Source organism: Tahibacter amnicola, assembly GCF_025398735.1.
Lineage (GTDB): Bacteria > Pseudomonadota > Gammaproteobacteria > Xanthomonadales > Rhodanobacteraceae > Tahibacter > Tahibacter amnicola.
Window position 1 is genome coordinate 2,758,950 of the sequence record NZ_CP104694.1, and the last position, 16,066, is coordinate 2,775,015.

Genomic DNA, 16,066 nt, shown 5'->3' on the forward strand with positions numbered 1-16,066 from the left:
TCAACGCCGATCAGGCGGAGCGGCTGGACGTTCTGGACGAGGGAACGGCGCTGGATACCGGCGAGGAATATCGCGTCTCCATTCCCGTCGAATGCACGGGGCGCATCCTGAAAGTGACGCTGGTGTGGTCAGATCCGCCGGGCAGTTCGCTGCAGAATGACCTCGACCTGATCGTCGTCGACGCCACTGGCGACGAACGCCACGGAAACATGCCTGCACAGTCGCCTCAGTTCGACCGGAAGAACAATGTTGAGCAGGTGGAGTGGGTCGACATCGCGCAGGGCGACGCGGAAATCATCGTACGCGCCCACGATACGCCTCGTTTCCGGCAGGACTTCGCACTGGTCATCCGGCTGACCTGATCTGGCCCGGGGCGAACGGCGACGCCCAGCCCCGGTGTTGCCGTCGCATGCCCATCCGCGAGGGCTGCCGGATGCGTGTGTCGACGCCGCCTCAAATGCAGGCGCCCCGTGCGCTATCCTCCGCGCATTCGCGCCGAAGCGGCGGAGGGGGCTATGGACATACGACACCGGAGTGCCGGCAATGACTGATACGGCATCCTGGGCGCGCATGAAAGCATTGTTCGCTGCTGCCATGGAGCTGCCTCGCGGGGAGCGGGACGCATTCGTGGAGCGGGAAGCGCACGGCGACACTGCCTTGCGCGACGAGGTGCTGGCCTTGCTGGCCGCCGATGCCGGCGAGGATTCCGCCGGCGAGAACGTCCGGCGCGTACTGGATGGTGGCGCGCAGATGATGGCCGACCTGGTCCGCGAAGGGCCGTCGGCACCGGAGCGCATCGGTGCCTACCGCGTGCTTCGGGAAATCGGCCATGGCGGCATGGGCGTCGTGTTCCTCGCAGAGCGCGACGACGGCAGCTTCATGCAGAAGGTCGCCATCAAGCTGGTTCGCGGCAGCCTGATCGATGCCGGCCTGGAAGCGCGCTTCCGGCGTGAGCGCGAGATCCTGGCGCGGTTGTCGCACCCGCATATCGCGCGCCTGGTCGATGGCGGTGTCGGCAGCGATGGCTTGCCGTGGTTTGCGATGGAGTACATCGACGGTGCCCGGGTCACGGAATGGTGCGATACCCATCGCAGCAGTATCCGCCAGCGCGTCGAGCTGTTCCTGTCGATTGTCGATGCCGTCGATTACGCCCATCGCAATCTGGTGGTTCACCGGGATCTCAAGCCGTCCAACATCCTGGTGACCGAAGATGGCACCGTGAAACTGCTGGATTTCGGTATCGCCAAGCTGCTGGATGAATCCGAGGCCCCTGCGCTCACCGGAAGCCATACGCGCCTGATGACACCGGACTATGCCGCTCCTGAGCAGATCCTGGGCGAGCCCGTGAGCACGGCGACCGATGTCTATTCGCTGGGTGTGCTTTTGTTCGAACTGCTGTCGGGTCGGCTGCCGTATGCCTCCAGCGGTGGTCCGCGCGTGGCTGCGGCCATTGTGGATACGGAACCGGAGCGCCTGCGCCAGGCGATCTCGCGCCGCACGCCGAACAGTGGCGACCTCGATACGCTCGCAGCCCGCCGTGGTGTAGCACCCGCCCAACTCAAGCGCGCGCTGGACGGCGACCTGGAACGCATCGTGGCGCAGGCGCTGGCGAAGTCCAGTACAGAGCGCCATCCCACCGCACAGGCCCTCGCGGCAGACCTGCGTGCCTGGCTGCACGGCCGTCCGATTCTTTCGCGGCCAACGCCGTGGCCGCAGCGGGTGCGCAAGTTCATTGCGCGCCACCGCTGGGAGGTCGCCACGGGGACACTGGTGGCGATCGTGGCGATCGTCGGAGCCTTCACCACGCTGTGGCAGGCCCAGGAGGCCCGGCGTCAAGCCCTCCTGGCACGCGAGCAGACGGTCGTGGCGCAGGCCCAGGCGCGTCGGGCGGCGGCGTCTCTCAAGGTGCTTTCGGATCTGATCGCCCACGCCGATCCCTTCAACCGCGGTGGCGCCAGTGACGTCACGCTGCGCACAGCGCTGGATCGGGGTGTCGAGCGAATGGAGCGTGAGTCGGCCGATGACGTGGACATCCGGGTTCCGTTGCTGGCGGAAATCGGAAGCGTCTACGGCCACCTCGGCGACCCGGGAAAAGGCATCACGTTGCTGGAAAAGGCACTGGCAGCGGCCGCCAGGTCGCCCGGTGCGATAGACGCGGAAAAGCAGGTCGAACTGAAACTGCGCCTGGCAGAGCTGCAGCAAGGCGCTGGCAAGCTTGACCTGGCGCGCGCTACCTTGGCGGAAATCACGGGGCCGCTCGCACAGTTTCCAGCGGATTCGCCGCTCAAACGGGACGGGGAGATCGCTGTGGCCAGTGTCGACTGGGGCAGCGGGAACCTGGATGCTGCTGCCAAACGGCTGGAATCGATTCTGCCGTCGGTCGGCGAATCGACCGATGCGCGCCGCCGCCTGAAGGTGCTGCGCCTGCTTTCAAACGTGTATTACGACCAGCGCGACAAGCGCAGGGCGGCCGAAACTGACCTCGCTATTGTCGAGCTGACAACCCGCGTCGGCACCGAGGCTGAGCTGGCGGTGGCGCGTTATTACGCGGGCACCAGCTTGTCATCGGCCAATCGCAACGACGACAGTCGCAAGATGCAGGAGCTGGCGCTGCCCGTGCTGATGCGCGAGTTGGGAAAATACCATGTGTACACATTGCAGGCCAGGTCGCTGCTGGGCAGCAATCACTGGGACGGTCACCAATGGGACAAAGGCGTCGCCCTCTTGCGGGAGGTGATCGCTGACTATCGCGCCGCACCTCACAAAGTCGTGCCGGGCTACCTCGCATCGCTGATCAGCCTCTCCAATATCGAGCGGGATCGCGCGAACTGTCGGGCGTCCGAGGAGCTGGTACGGGAGATTGAGCAACTCCGCGTCGCGCACCCGGACATCGGCGACCGCAGTGCAGGGCCGATTACCATCGCGCGTATTGAATGTGCTCTCGATCGTGGACAGTTTGCGGAAGCACTGCGCGAGACGGAAGACGGGATCGCCCACGACAAGGCGAAAGGGAAAACCCCGTCAGTCAGCCAGCTCGTTTTCAAGGCACGCGCGCTGGCCCAGGCCGGACAGTTGGAGAATGCGCTGACGGCGGCGCGCGAAGCCGCAGCCATCGAAGTCAAGAACGTTCATCCGGCGCGCGTCGCTGCACGCACCGAAGAGGGCAGGATCCTGCGCCGCATGGGGCGAATGCAGGAAGCTCACGCGGCGCTGGAAGCTTCCCTGGCGTACTGGATGGCGCCTAATGCGGACGGCGGGTACAGCGCACCACGCCGCGCGGAAACGCGGCTGGAGCTGGCCCGGGTACTGATCGACCTGGGAATAGATCCTGACCGGGCCAAGGACCTCCTGGAAAAAGCCCTGGAAGTTCGTGCCGCGATGATGGGGGATCAGCATCCCAGGACGCTCGAAGTGAAAGCCGAACTCGCGCGGCTGGCCGCTGCACGCGTCCGCGGCAATCCAGCACGGTGACAGCGCCCCTGGGCAGGGTGCGCCTGCTGGATAGGTGGTTGGCGGCCATCGTGCTGCTTCTGCTCACATCGGCAGCAAGCCGGCGGGCTACGCCCTCGCCATCTTTGCCGTGTGCGTGGTGATCTATCTCGTCGCGGGTTCTATTCTTACCAGCCAGCCCCTCTGGAGCGTTTTCGGTGCATCCGATGCGGCTGATCTGATCACGCACCCGGCATACGTCCTGGCCGTGGGATTCCTGCTGTTTGCCAGCAGTCGAGCGGCCAAGCGTGTGCCGAAGCAGCACGCCGACAGGGCGGTCGCCGGTATCGAATCCATCCTCAAAGGCGAAGACCGGCCGAGCGAGGAAGGGGCATCTCCGATGATGACCTTCCACGACGACGTGAATGCGTCCGCACGAAAAGCGTATGCGCTTGCAGTGCTGGGCTTGCTTCTGGGGTGGTATTGCACGCTCAACGTTGGCGGGAAGGTCACCAGCGTGGCGAAATCCTACGAGTGCAATCTCGATCTTCGGGTCGTTGCCTATTCGAAGGGGTTCATCGGAATTGGCCGCGACGGTAGCAGTCAGCTGGTTTTCACCAGGGATCCGGCGGCGTACCTGTGTGGCAAGGCGGAAGCAAAGCCGTCGGTTGCCACGCCGCCGCAGGTGGTCCAGGGGGATCCGAAGGGCGGCGCGGAAAAAGACGGCTCGGGAAAACCGCCAGTTGCGGACAAAGCCAGTCCGGATGGCAGGAAAGCGCCCGATGACGGTAGCAAGCCGGTCGGCCAGGCGCCGAAACCCGCTCCGATCACCGTGATTGAGTTGGCAGGGTGCAGTCAGACACCGCCCTCAGCCAGGTGTGCCCTCACTCCGATGGCTGACGCGTTGACGCGCCTTACCGAGCGTGCCGATGCCGTGGACGCGCACCTGCAGGATCTCAAGGGAGTGACGACCCGGCAGCTCGACGCGCAGGGTGTCGCGCTGGCATCCATACAGAAGTCGACGAACGGAATGTTCAAGTCCATGACGGAGCAGCGCTCACAGAACATCTTTCAGCATGCGGCCGAGAAGCTGACGGGCAGGAAGAAGGGGGCTACGGGCGATGACGTGCCGGTCAAGTAGGTTCCCGGTGGAACCCTGCGGATATATTGAGCTGCTGGACCTCCGTTTGTGGAGGTCCAGGTGCGTTGGCGCTTAGTTGCCTATGGCAATCTTTACACCGTGAACAGCCGTGTCGGCTCGAACGACGACAAACAGCGGTGTGTCGCCCCCGTCGTTCTCAATGATGCAAAGCTCATCGCTGCCGGTGCGATAAGGACGGCAAGTAAAGTCGTCTTGCGTCGGAATGAAACCCTGGCCAATGTAGAGATCCGCGTCTCCGTCCTCGCCGGTGAGCCTTACCTTCACACTGGTTGCCTGTGTGGGAAGGCGTAGCGAGTACGTTTGCGTCGCGCCTGCCGGCAGGTTGCCTGGCAACACGTGCGTCGCGCCTGCTGACAAGGGCGTGATTTCGCTGCGCTCGCGGATCTGGAATCCCGACTGTTGCAGTACCTGGATGTCCGAAGTGTTCGCGGGTAAACGGACCGACGACGTAGTGTGTTGGACATTGAGTGCAGGAAACGCGGCAAGAAGTGTCTGAAGCTCCTGCGCGTTCCGGTAGGGCACCGTGATCTGGAATTCCATCATCCCTTGTGCGGCAGCGCCGGTCGCGCCGGCGGCCATGCCCAGGCCAAGTATCCATTTCTGCAACATCAGGTGGGTCCTTTCGGTAGGTGATTGGTCTGGGCGGCACCCGCCCGGTCCAGGACGGAGGCGTCCTGGAGGCTATTCGACGCAATACGACCAGCAGTTCCCTACCCTGAGGGACGCCGTGCTCCCAGCGCCCATTGCGCTGGCCGAATGCAGCTGGACTATCATCCCCTGTCGTCCCTCTGCCGGAAGCCGCTGTGCGCCACGCGATCGCCAAGACAATGCTGGTACTTCTCTCGATAGCGCATATCCCGACGTCGGCGGGGAGCGCTGTCGACGGCCTGGTGGCGCGCAATGCCGTTCTCGATGAGGCGGCTGACAAGGCAGCGCAGGAACGGCTCAATCAGGTGTCGTCCCGCTTCGTGGCAGAGGAATTCGAGGGGAAGGCGGGTGTCTTGCGCTATCGCATGCTGAGCCCGCAGACGATGTCTGGTGAGCATCCTTTGGTCGTGGTGTTGCACGGCTCTGGTGGCATCGGGCTGGATGACAAGGCACCGGTCGGCGCGCTCGCCCACTCCTGGGAACTGCCGGAGATTGCCAAGGCATTTCCGGCTTACGTCGTCATGCCGCTGGCGCCGGCTCGTACAGCGGTCTACACCCCCGATGCCAGCGGTGTTGCGGTAGCCACACAAGGTCCGGCGTTCGCGGCTGTCGTTGAATTGATCAACCACCTGGTTGTGCGGCTGCCGGTTGACCGTTCGCGCATCTATGTCGTGGGCTGGTCGATGGGCGGTTCCGCTGCGCTGCAGATGTTGACGCTGGACCAGCCGCGCATCGCTGCCGCGATGGCGTTCTCTCCGGTAGCGCCATCCCAGGATGTGCTACCCCGGCCGATTCCGCTGACCGTCGTCCACGGTACTGAAGACACGGAGAATGCCTATGCTCCCACCCTGGCCTGGTGCCGAGCGTACGCGGCGGGTGGCGCAGCGGTCACTCACGTCAGCTATTCAGGAATGGGGCACCGGCTACCGATGGATCTGTTGGCATCGCCGGAATGGCGCCGGTGGTTGTTCGCGCAAGGCGTGACTATGCAGGACGAACGGGAGCCCGTTGCAGTTCCGGCGCACCCCTAGTTGTGCGAGTAGGTAATCAGCGCGTTCAGATCGGGAAAGAACTTCATGGCCTCGATGGTGATGCCCTCCGAGAAGTCGCACGTTTCGACAATCACTTCGGGGATTGCATCGCGGCACCGCCTACCTCCGTGCCAAATCGCATTCCTGCGAATGTGACGGCGTCACATAAAGGCATAAATATACTGGGTGGCCTGAGTCTGTCGCGCTAGATGAGCATCGGCACCATCGACAGCACGATGGCGACGAACGAGGTGATCAATGCATGGCAAAATGCCACGCGACGTGCTGGCCACGGATCGATTTGCCGAACCACCGCCATGACCTCGTTCATGAGGGGAGGGTTTGAAACGCCGGCAGCTACCTTCACTGCACGCGCGGACAGGTACGCTTCGTGTTGCGCCAGGTAAACCAGACGCCCATTCGGAAGGGCAAAGAGAAGAAACCCGCTGAACAGGAACATCGAGAGTTCCGGGCTCTTGGCCGCCACGACTACAGCGGTTCCGCCGGTCAGCCAAAGGTAATTCCACAGCTTGTGCACGTTGTCGACCTGCCTGTAGTGCAGTCCGATCAGGTCATTGAGGGACAGCGCGGGTTTGGGCTCCTCGCCGCGCGCTCCGGGTGCCGGGCTTGCGCCCGTAGCCGGTTCCGTGACCGGCGTGCTGACCGTACTCATGGGCGGTTCCTCGTGAAAGTGTGCGCTGCGAACTAGCCAGCTGTCGCGACCGCAGCATCCCTCTCTGTGTCCGCCGTTGAATTTCCGCTGAAGTGGCCCGCGCGGCCTGGCGGCGGCGCGGGCCGGTGAGCGGCGTCACGCAATCCGGATCGACACCTCCACATCCTCATCAAACGGTATCGACAGATATCCCGCCGACGGCGAGCGTACGCGTTCGAGGAACTCCGGGCTGTAGTCGGCATTGTCCGCGACAATGATCGCACCGGGGCGCAGTCGGCTCTCCACCAGGGCGAGGATTTCCGGATACAACGCCTTTGCGCCATCAAGCAGAAGCAGGTCGATCGACTCCGGCAGGTCGGTGCGCAAGGTCTGCAGCGCATCGCCTTCGCGAATCTCGACGAGGTCAGCCAGGCCGCCGGCGATGAGATTTTCCCGCGCACGAACCACCTTGCCAGGCTCGAACTCCGTCGTGACTACGCGACCGCCACCATTGTCGCGCAGCGCCGCGGCCAGATGCAGGGTGGAGAGTCCGAACGAGGTGCCGAACTCGATGATGCTGCGCGCGCTGCTGCCGCGCGCCAGCAGGTAGAGCAGGGTACCGGTCCGACGGGAAACGGCAAGGGGGAAATCCTTCAGGCGGGCATAGAACGCGAGGTAGTCGGTCTTGCTCCGCATCAGCGCCTCGTGGTTGCCGACGAGGTCGGCGAGTGCCGGATCCGTCGCCGGCGACGCGGCATCGGCCTCCGTGAACAAGCGATCGAGAAGCGGCGCCAGGGGCGCAATCGTCAGTGTGGTCATGGTCAATTCCTGGTTGGGGTAGGCGCCTTTCCCGGCGCCGACGTAGAATGTGACGGATTCGTCAGGTTCACAATTCGCATTCCCCGGGCCCCATGAACGACCGCCGAAAACCGAAGATTTCCCTGCGAAAACAGCCAAAACAGGCGCGCTCGAACGAACTGGTGAGTGTCATTCTGGAAGCGGCAGTTCAGGTTTTGGCCAAGGAAGGCGCGACGCGCTTCACGACAGCGCGCGTGGCCGAGAAGGCGGGGGTCAGCGTCGGATCGGTGTACCAGTACTTCCCGAACAAGGCCGCAATCCTGTTCCGGCTGCAGAGCGACGAATGGCGCCAGACATCGGAGCTGCTGCAAGGCATTCTCAAGGACGCCTCCAAGCCACCGCTGGAGCGGCTGCGCAGCCTGGTCCATGCCTTCATTCGCTCCGAATGCGACGAAGCGGCCATCCGCGGGGCCCTCGACGACGCGGCGCCGCTCTACCGCCACGCACCCGAGGCGCAGGCCGCGAAGGCCTCCGGGCAACGTGCCATGGATGCCTTCATGGCGGAGGCGCTGCCCAACGCGTCAGAGCTGGCGCGCGCACTGGCAGGCGATCTGATCACCAGCACCCTGACTGCCGTCGGCAAGGAATTTTCGGAAACACCGCGGAGCAAGGCCGAGATTGCGCGCTATGCCCAGGCCATGTCCGACATGTTCTGCGCGTACCTGCAGCAACAGGCAAAGGGCTGACGAGGCAATTACGATGCGGCGACCGCGACATGTCACCGGTTTTCCTGGTTTGCCCGCTCTACCCGCACTGCGCTATGGGTCCAGTCCCGCTTCTTTGCCATCGGACGGACAGCCATGACCCATCAGGAAACGCGTGTTGATCTGCTGGTGGTTGGCGGTGGCGTCAACGGCGCGGCGATTGCCCGTGACGCCATCGGGCGCGGGCTTTCCGTACTGCTTTGTGAAAAAGACGACATTGCCGCGCACACGTCCAGCGCCAGCACCAAACTCATCCATGGTGGCCTGCGTTACCTGGAACACCAGGAGTTTGCACTGGTGGCCAAGTCCCTCGCCGAGCGTAAACGCCTGCTGGATACCGCGCCACACATCATCTGGCCGCAAGGCTTCATCCTGCCGCACCAGTCGCACCTGCGCCCCGCCTGGATGATTCGTGCAGGACTGTTCCTGTACGACCGGCTCGGCGGCTGGCCGGATCGCCGTCTTCCCGGCTCACGCGCCGTCGACCTGCGTGCACACCCTTCGGGCGTGCCACTGCGTGACAGCCTGGTTCGCGGATTCCAGTATTCCGACGCCTGCGTGCTCGATACCCGCCTGGCGGTGCTCAACGCGCTGGATGCGGCGGAACGCGGCGCCACGGTGCTGACGCACACCGCCTGTATCGCGGCGCGGCGCGACCAGGCGCACTGGCACGCCGATCTGCGCAGTGACGATGGCGTCATGCACAGCGTGACTGCGCGCGCGCTCGTCAACGCCACGGGGCCGTGGGCCACTCGCTTTCTCGATGGTCCGGCGCAGTTGCCGCATTCGCATCAGGTTCGCCTGGTGAAGGGTAGTCATGTTCTCGTACCCGCGCTGTTCGGGCACGAGTACGCCTACATCTTCCAGCAGCCCGACCGTCGCTTCGTGTTCGCCATTCCGTACGACGGTGATTTCACGCTGATCGGCACCACCGATGTGGAGTTTCACGGCGATCCCGCGGATGTGCGCGTCGACGACGACGAAGTCGCCTATCTGTGCGAAGCGGCCTCGCGCTATTTCAAGCAAGCCGTATTGCCACAGGCGGTGGTCTGGCGCTACAGCGGTGTGCGGCCGCTGGTGGAGGACAGGAGCGCGCGTGCTTCGGAGATCACCCGCGACTATGTGCTCCCCTTCGATGGCAGTGCCGCCCCCATCCTGACCGTGCTCGGTGGCAAGATCACCACGTCACGCAGGCTGGCCGAAGAAGCCGTCAATACGCTGAGTCGCGCCTTGGGGGTGACGCGTCCTGCCTGGACCGGCGGGGCGCCATTACCCGGTGGCGACCTGCCCGGGCGCGATTTCCACGCCTTCGCCGCGGACTTCGCGCGCCGTCACGCGTGGCTCCCCGCGCCATTGGCCCTGCGTCTGTGCCGCCACTACGGCACGCGCGCCAGCCGTATCCTGCGTGATGCCACGACGGTGACCGATCTGGGCGAACACTTCGGCGCCGGCCTGTATGCCGCCGAAGTGGACTACCTGGTGGACGTCGAATGGGCCCGCCACGCCGACGATATCCTCTGGCGCCGCACAAGGCTGGGGTTGCGCATGGATGCATCGGGGCAGCAACGACTGCGGGATCACCTTCAGGACCGCCAGCCCGTGCGGCACGCGCGCGTGACGCGAGCACCCCATGTACTTTGAAGACCTGTCGCTTTGCGTCGAGAAGGACAATGTGCCACGCAACTGCCGCTTTATGCTGCGGTCATCCCGTCTCGAAGAGGCCCTGCGTGCGGTGGCGATCACGACGGACGTCCCGCTCAGGCAGACGCTCGGCCCCTCCTTCTTTTCAGCGGATTTCTGGCCGCCCGGCAACGTACCTCACGAACGCTCTTACATCGTGTCCGGCACCGTGGATGCGGTACGGGTGAAACCAGCGCGTGAGTTCGTCGAGACGTCGGTCCTCCCGGCGTTCATCCAGTGGGCGCAGGATCTCCTCGCACTTCCGTTGAATTCACCGGTCCGTCGCACCAAACAGGTGTTCTGTCGCGAATTCGAAGGGCGCCGTCCTCGCTCTTGAGTGCGCGTGGTATGCCACCACGTCGAGTCACCGTCCATTGGCGAGACGACTTGAACGGCGGCTATGTCCATGCATGGGGGAGTGAGGGTGATCACGGTCTATCAATTGCGCTGGTCGCACTACGTCGAGAAGGTGCGCCTGGCGCTCGCGTATATGCGGCTTCCGTTCAGCGTCGTCGACATCGATGCCTTTCGGAAAGACGCTTTTGCCGGGCGTGTCAAACCGGCGCATCTGCCGACGTTTACGGTGCCGGCCATCCACGACGCGCGCACCAGCGCGTTCGTGATGGATTCCACGCCCATCCTCCACTATCTGGCCGACACCTATCCCGATGCACCGAAGCTCTTTCCGGGCGACGCAGCCAATCGCGAACGCATTCAACGTCGACTGATCGAGTTCGATACCACGCTGGCGCTTTGCGCCCGCCGCTTTGGCTATACACAGGTCATTCTGGAATGCCCGGAACTGCTGACAGAACTGTTCCTTCCCCATCGGAGCGCGGTATTTCGTTGGCCGCTGGTGCGCAGCGTGACAGGGCATCTTCTCGGCATGGTGCTGAGCAAGCGATTTGATTTCCATCGCAGTGACGAGCGCGGGCTCTACGAAGCCCTGGAGCAGTGGTTGCTGACTCTGGCCGTCGAGCTGGACCAGCGCGAATTTGTGGTGGGCGCCGCGTTTTCCGCGGCGGATATTGCGCTGGCCGCGCAGCTTCGTCCCCTGACTATCGTGCCGTACTTTCGCGAACATCCGCGCCTGCAGGGGCTATTCGCGCGGCACGAGGCCGTGACCGCATCGCTGGGCGGCGAACGTTTTGCCTATGAACGGGCGATTGAACAGGCGCGCTTGCGACGCCCGCCGTTCCGTCGCCGGTCGCTGGCGGGCAAGGGCAATCTGCCCACCGCGGGTACCAGCGACCTCGCGGTCAACGACCAGCGATCTGTGTGGGACTGGGGCATGTTTGCCATGCCGTGGCACTACATCGTGCGCCTGCGACGCAACCGGAAGCGGTCTGCGCAGGCGAGCGACGGATGGCGATGAGCAAGGACGGGTGACAAGAAGGAACCCTCGTTCCGGGTCATCTGTCACCGAGCGATTCGGCAAGGCGCGCGGCTTCGACGCACCAGACCGTGCCACACGTCGGCAGGTGCCTGCCGCGCTGGTGCACGCCAGGCAGCGGCTACTCCACAGGTGCATGAAACAGGCGTAGCGCTACAGCGAGGATCCCGGAACAGGCTGCCATGCCGCCCTCGCAAGGAACGCGGTGCACGCGCCGAAAGGCGCCGCCGCCCCTGCTTGCCGGGCGCATCCGCTCCTCCCGGGCGGCTTCGTCGCGATCGGTATCCCCTGTTGTCCGGTTTTGTGCTGAATACGACAACTGAGTTGTCGCATTTACCGCAGTTCCGATTTTCCGGCGACGTTGTCACGGAAATTCCCGCCGTTGGCGGCGGCGCAGTGAAGCGGGATTTGACAGGAAATTTATCGTCAACTCGTTCACGAATATTCCGATCGAGTTTATTTTTGCGAAATTGTGCGTGACGGCGACGGACGTCATCAATAATAATGCCGCGTTGTCTAATCTGCCGTCGGGGCCGCTGGACCGTCGAGTCGAAGGTTTCGATCTCGCGGGAAAAATGCGGTTCCACCCTGAAGTACTGGCGGAACTGGATGACACGTGGACGACTGTCGCGCCGGGGAGGGGCGGCAGTCGATGCCTGGCATCGACCAGGCGTCTAGGGGAAACGGGCGCTCGACGCTCAGCCCGTCACGAATCGGGGAGGTGCACCAGCACACAGCAGGCCCATACACCTTATCGCAGCACTTGCTGCATGCCTGCATCAAAGCCGTTCGCATTCGACGACGCGGCCGCACGCATACAGCCATCCGCGACGACCGGGACTCGCACCCGCCTGTCGTCACTTTCGCCACTGTTTTCACCGCACGGGGGTCCGGTGTGAGCAGGGCATAGTTGCCGCTATTAAGGAAAAACCGAAATGCGTAATTCTCTGTTCATTGGCATCGGCGTTGCCTTGTCGGCCGCCGTCATGGCCGATACACCGATCAGCGTGAAGGGTTCCGATGACTCACGCTCCGGCAGCGAACGTTGCGTCATCTCGTTCTCCGCTGCCCAGCAGGATGTTTGCCAACGCACCGTCACGATGGCCAATCCGGATCTGGCCGTACTCGGCGAAGTCCAGCGCTACGAAAAGTCGCCGCTCCGCCTCATCAAGTTCGACGGTCCCATCACCAACCAGCGCCGCGCCGCCGTCGAAGCGAAGTACCACATCCTGGGTTACGCGCCGCACTACGCCTACATCGTCCGCGCCAAGGCGAACGTAAAGCCCGGCACGATCGAGGGTGAAGTCTGGAGCGGCCCGTTCCTGCCGGCATTCAAGGTTGATCTGAACGTCGCCAATGAGCTCAAGGGCGAGAAGATCGCCGAGGCCGCGGGCGTCACCGAACTCGTCGTCAGCATGCATGAATCGGCCGATCGCTCGGCGGTGGAAGCGGCTGTCATGAGCGCGCCGGGACTGGAGTTCGTCAGCACGATTACCGCCGGCCCGGACACGCGCGTCGTCGCCCGCTTTGATCGCGCGAGCCTGCGTGCCGCCGTCGAGCAGCTTGCCGCCGATCCGTCTGTCGCTGCGATCGGATTCCGCTGGCCGATGACCACGCGCAATTCCCAGGCCGACTGGTTGCACCAGAGCAACGTGAACAGTCCGTCGCCGCTGCGTCCGGTCTTCGACCGAGGCCTGTATGGGTGCGGCCAGATCGTCGGCGAACTCGATACCGGTCTGCATATCGCCAACTGCGCCTTCAACGATGCCGCGCAGGCGCCGCCGGTGAATAACTGTACGTCGGGCGCCAGCTGTCCGACGATCACCACGCCGAACAATGCCGCGCGCAAGGTCATTGCCTATTACAAGTGGTCGGGCCTCACGGGCAACACGCCCACCGATCCGCATGGCCACGGCACCCACGTCGCCGGTTCCATTCTCGGCCAGAATCCGGCGACTCCGATTGACTGCACCAACTTCACCTCGCCGGGTGGTCATACGGACCTGGACGGCACCGCGCCGGGCGCCAAGCTCGTGATGCAGGAAACCGGCTCCAATCTCGCCTATCTCAACAACCACGGCGGCAACCCGTACCACGCGGCGAACACGGCGTACCAGAACGGTGCGCGCCTGCACAGCAACTCCTGGGGCGGCGGTTGTACCGATCAATTCGGTGCCTGCGTTTCCGGATGTACGGTGACCTACGACGCCCAGGCCCGCGACGCCGACAACGTCACGCGTGATCGCGATGATCTCGTGCTGCTCTTTGCCGCGGGCAACGATGCGTCGGCCTGCCCGGCCGGCAACAACGTCGGCAGCCCGGGCAATGCCAAGAACGTGATCACCGTCGGCGCCACCAGCCGCGGCACGGCTGCGAACGGCATGGCGAGCTTCTCCTCGCGTGGCCCGACGATCGACAGCCGCACCAAGCCGGACATCACCGCGCAGGGTTCGAGCATCGTCTCCGCCGGCCGCAACGCCTGCGGTACCGCCACCATGAGCGGCACCTCGATGGCGACGCCGACCGCCGCCGGCCTGGCTGCCCTGGTGCGTGAGTACCTGCAACGCGGCTTCTATCCGACCGGCCAGAAGGTCGCGGCGAACGCCATCGCCAATCCGTCGGGTGCGCTGGTCAAGGCCATTCTCATTGCCGGCGCCATGCCGATGACGGGAACTGGCGCTGGCACGTCGCCGGGCCAGTCGCAGGGCTGGGGACGTATCCTGCTCGACGACTCGCTGTATTTCAGCGGTGACACCAGCAAGCTCTACATCCACGACGCCACCACCGGCCTTTCCACGGGTGGCCTTGATACACACACGCTGACCGTCTCCGCCGGATCGCCGCTTAACATCGCGCTGACCTGGACAGACGCGGCCGCGGCGGTCAATGCCAACCCGGCCCTTGTCAACGGACTGCGGCTGGAAGTGGTCGCGCCCAATGGCGACGTGTGGACGCAGAAGCTGCCCTCGGGCGTTTCGCCGAGCAATGCGAACCCGAGCCAGAGCACGACGACCACCAACTACGACAACCGCAACAACGTGCACCGCATCAGCTTTGCCAATCCGGCAGCGGGCACCTACACGGTACGCGTACGTGGTGTGAACGTGCCGTCCGGTCCGCAGAAATACGCGGTCGCGGCTACCGGCAACTTCGGTGGCGGCGGTGGCAACGTACCGCCGGTGGCGAATTTCAGCAGCAGCGCCAGCGGCCTCGTCGTGAACTTCACCGACAGTTCCACCGACAGCGACGGCACGATCACCGCGCGCAGCTGGAATTTTGGTGACGGCAGCTCGTCCACGGCGACGAACCCGAGCCACACCTATGCCGCGGCCGGCACCTATACGGTCACGCTCACGGTCACGGACGATGACGGTGCCACGCACACCAAGACGGCTTCGGTCACGGTCACGAGCGGTCCGGGCAATGTAGCGCCCGTGGCGAACTTCACCTCGACCACCAGCGGCCTCACGGCGAACTTCACCGACACCTCGACCGATTCGGACGGCACCATCGCCTCGCGTAGCTGGAACTTCGGTGACGGATCCACTTCGACCGCCACCAATCCGAGCAAGACCTATGCATCGGCCGGCACCTACACGGTCACGCTGACGGTCACCGACGATGATGGCGCCACCAACACCAAGTCCGGTTCGGTCACGGTCACCGCGCCGCCGGATACGGTGCTGCAGAACGGCGTGCCGAAGACCGGCCTGTCGATCGCGCAGGGCGCTGGCCTGTCGTTCACGATGGTCGTTCCGGCCGGCGCATCGGGCCTGAAGTTTGTCACCAGCGGTGGAACGGGGGATGCGGATCTGTACGTCAAGTTCGGTTCCGCTGCGTCGACGACGAGCTACGACTGCCGCTCGATCGGTTCCACCAACGCCGAAACCTGCAACATCGCGACGGCGCAGGCGGGCACCTACCACGTGTTCATCCACGGCTACTCGGCGGTCTCCGGCCTGAGCCTCACCGGCAGCTTCAACACCGGCGGCAATGTGCTGCAGAACGGCGTGCCGCGCACGGGCCTGTCGGGTTCGACGGGAAATACGCAGGTCTTCACGCTGGCCGTGCCGGCTGGTGCGACGAACCTGAGGTTCGTCATCAACGGCGGCTCCGGCGATGCCGACATGTACGTCCGCTTCAACGCGGCTCCGACGACGACGACCTACGACTGCCGCCCGTATCTGCCGGGCAACAGCGAGACCTGCAACATCTCGCCAGCGCAGGCGGGGACGTACTACGTGATGGTTCGCGCGTACTCAACTTACTCGGGCCTGAGCCTGACGGGCAGCTACACGCCGTAGTAGAAGCCTCGCCGCGCAATCCAGCGGCGCAGGTATGACGAATGAAGCGACCGGCCTGTGCCGGTCGCTTCTTTTTGGCTATGGGGTGAAGGCCGTTTCAGCAGTTGCCCCGGAGCACATTCTCCAGGGCGTATTCGAGTAACTGTTCCGCGAGAGCGACGTCTGCGAAGACAGTGGAGGTCACTGAAGTTGACCGCGAAGACCC

At 64.2% G+C, this 16,066-nt stretch carries 11 protein-coding genes; 8 read left to right on the forward strand and 3 right to left on the reverse strand.

Features of this window, described 5'->3' with window-relative positions:
• The first annotated feature begins 543 nt into the window (after positions 1–543).
• Positions 544–3,471, forward strand: coding sequence for a serine/threonine-protein kinase (locus N4264_RS11655; protein WP_261697209.1), 2,928 nt, complete (start codon positions 544–546; stop codon positions 3,469–3,471).
• Between the two features lie 118 nt (positions 3,472–3,589).
• Positions 3,590–4,570, forward strand: coding sequence for a hypothetical protein (locus N4264_RS11660; protein ID WP_261697210.1), 981 nt, complete (start codon positions 3,590–3,592; stop codon positions 4,568–4,570).
• A gap of 72 nt (positions 4,571–4,642) precedes the next feature.
• Here N4264_RS11660 and N4264_RS11665 read toward each other — a convergent pair whose 3' ends face one another.
• A complete protein-coding gene (locus tag N4264_RS11665) occupies positions 4,643–5,200 on the reverse strand; it encodes a PPC domain-containing protein (RefSeq protein WP_261697211.1) in 558 nt (185 codons plus the stop codon).
• Positions 5,201–5,394: 194 nt separating this feature from the next.
• On the opposite strand from N4264_RS11665, the gene N4264_RS11670 reads away from it, so the two are divergent.
• A complete protein-coding gene (locus N4264_RS11670) occupies positions 5,395–6,270 on the forward strand; it encodes a carboxylesterase family protein (protein ID WP_261697212.1) in 876 nt (291 codons plus the stop codon).
• Positions 6,271–6,475: 205 nt separating this feature from the next.
• Here the strand turns inward: N4264_RS11670 and N4264_RS11675 are convergent, their stop codons facing one another.
• Together N4264_RS11675 and N4264_RS11680 are read right to left on the reverse strand one after the other, a co-directional pair.
• On the reverse strand, positions 6,476–6,943 hold the full coding sequence (locus N4264_RS11675; RefSeq protein ID WP_261697213.1) for a hypothetical protein: 468 nt from the start codon (positions 6,941–6,943) through the stop codon (positions 6,476–6,478).
• A gap of 135 nt (positions 6,944–7,078) precedes the next feature.
• Positions 7,079–7,741, reverse strand: a complete 663-nt coding sequence (locus tag N4264_RS11680; protein ID WP_261697214.1) for an O-methyltransferase — start codon at positions 7,739–7,741, stop codon at positions 7,079–7,081.
• Between the two features lie 92 nt (positions 7,742–7,833).
• Between N4264_RS11680 and N4264_RS11685 the strand changes: the two genes are divergently transcribed.
• The 5 genes from N4264_RS11685 (at position 7,834) to N4264_RS25660 (ending at position 15,861) form a co-directional block, all read left to right on the forward strand.
• A complete protein-coding gene (locus N4264_RS11685; protein WP_261697215.1) occupies positions 7,834–8,466 on the forward strand; it encodes a TetR/AcrR family transcriptional regulator in 633 nt (210 codons plus the stop codon).
• 114 nt (positions 8,467–8,580) lie between these two features.
• On the forward strand, positions 8,581–10,125 hold the full coding sequence (glpD, locus tag N4264_RS11690) for a glycerol-3-phosphate dehydrogenase (protein ID WP_261697216.1): 1,545 nt from the start codon (positions 8,581–8,583) through the stop codon (positions 10,123–10,125).
• The gene (locus N4264_RS11695) at positions 10,115–10,501 is read left to right on the forward strand and encodes a hypothetical protein (protein WP_261697217.1); all 387 of its coding nucleotides are present in this window, start codon (positions 10,115–10,117) and stop codon (positions 10,499–10,501) included. Before glpD ends, N4264_RS11695 begins: the two co-directional genes overlap by 11 nt.
• A gap of 87 nt (positions 10,502–10,588) precedes the next feature.
• Positions 10,589–11,539, forward strand: coding sequence for a glutathione S-transferase family protein (locus tag N4264_RS11700; RefSeq protein ID WP_261697218.1), 951 nt, complete (start codon positions 10,589–10,591; stop codon positions 11,537–11,539).
• Between the two features lie 953 nt (positions 11,540–12,492).
• Positions 12,493–15,861, forward strand: a complete 3,369-nt coding sequence (locus N4264_RS25660; protein WP_282563035.1) for a PKD domain-containing protein — start codon at positions 12,493–12,495, stop codon at positions 15,859–15,861.
• Positions 15,862–16,066: the final 205 nt, after the last annotated feature.

Bases quoted from the DNA above. Each gene is read 5' to 3' on its own strand.
- N4264_RS11675 (WP_261697213.1), bottom strand. From the start codon at position 6,943: ATGAGTACGGTCAGCACGCCGGTCACGGAACCGGCTACGGGCGCAAGC.
- N4264_RS11655 (WP_261697209.1), top strand. From the start codon at position 544: ATGACTGATACGGCATCCTGGGCGCGCATGAAAGCATTGTTCGCTGCT.
- N4264_RS11695 (WP_261697217.1), top strand. From the start codon at position 10,115: ATGTACTTTGAAGACCTGTCGCTTTGCGTCGAGAAGGACAATGTGCCA.
- N4264_RS25660 (WP_282563035.1), top strand. From the start codon at position 12,493: ATGCGTAATTCTCTGTTCATTGGCATCGGCGTTGCCTTGTCGGCCGCC.
- glpD (WP_261697216.1), top strand. From the start codon at position 8,581: ATGACCCATCAGGAAACGCGTGTTGATCTGCTGGTGGTTGGCGGTGGC.
- N4264_RS11680 (WP_261697214.1), bottom strand. From the start codon at position 7,741: ATGACCACACTGACGATTGCGCCCCTGGCGCCGCTTCTCGATCGCTTG.
- N4264_RS11685 (WP_261697215.1), top strand. From the start codon at position 7,834: ATGAACGACCGCCGAAAACCGAAGATTTCCCTGCGAAAACAGCCAAAA.
- N4264_RS11665 (WP_261697211.1), bottom strand. From the start codon at position 5,200: ATGTTGCAGAAATGGATACTTGGCCTGGGCATGGCCGCCGGCGCGACC.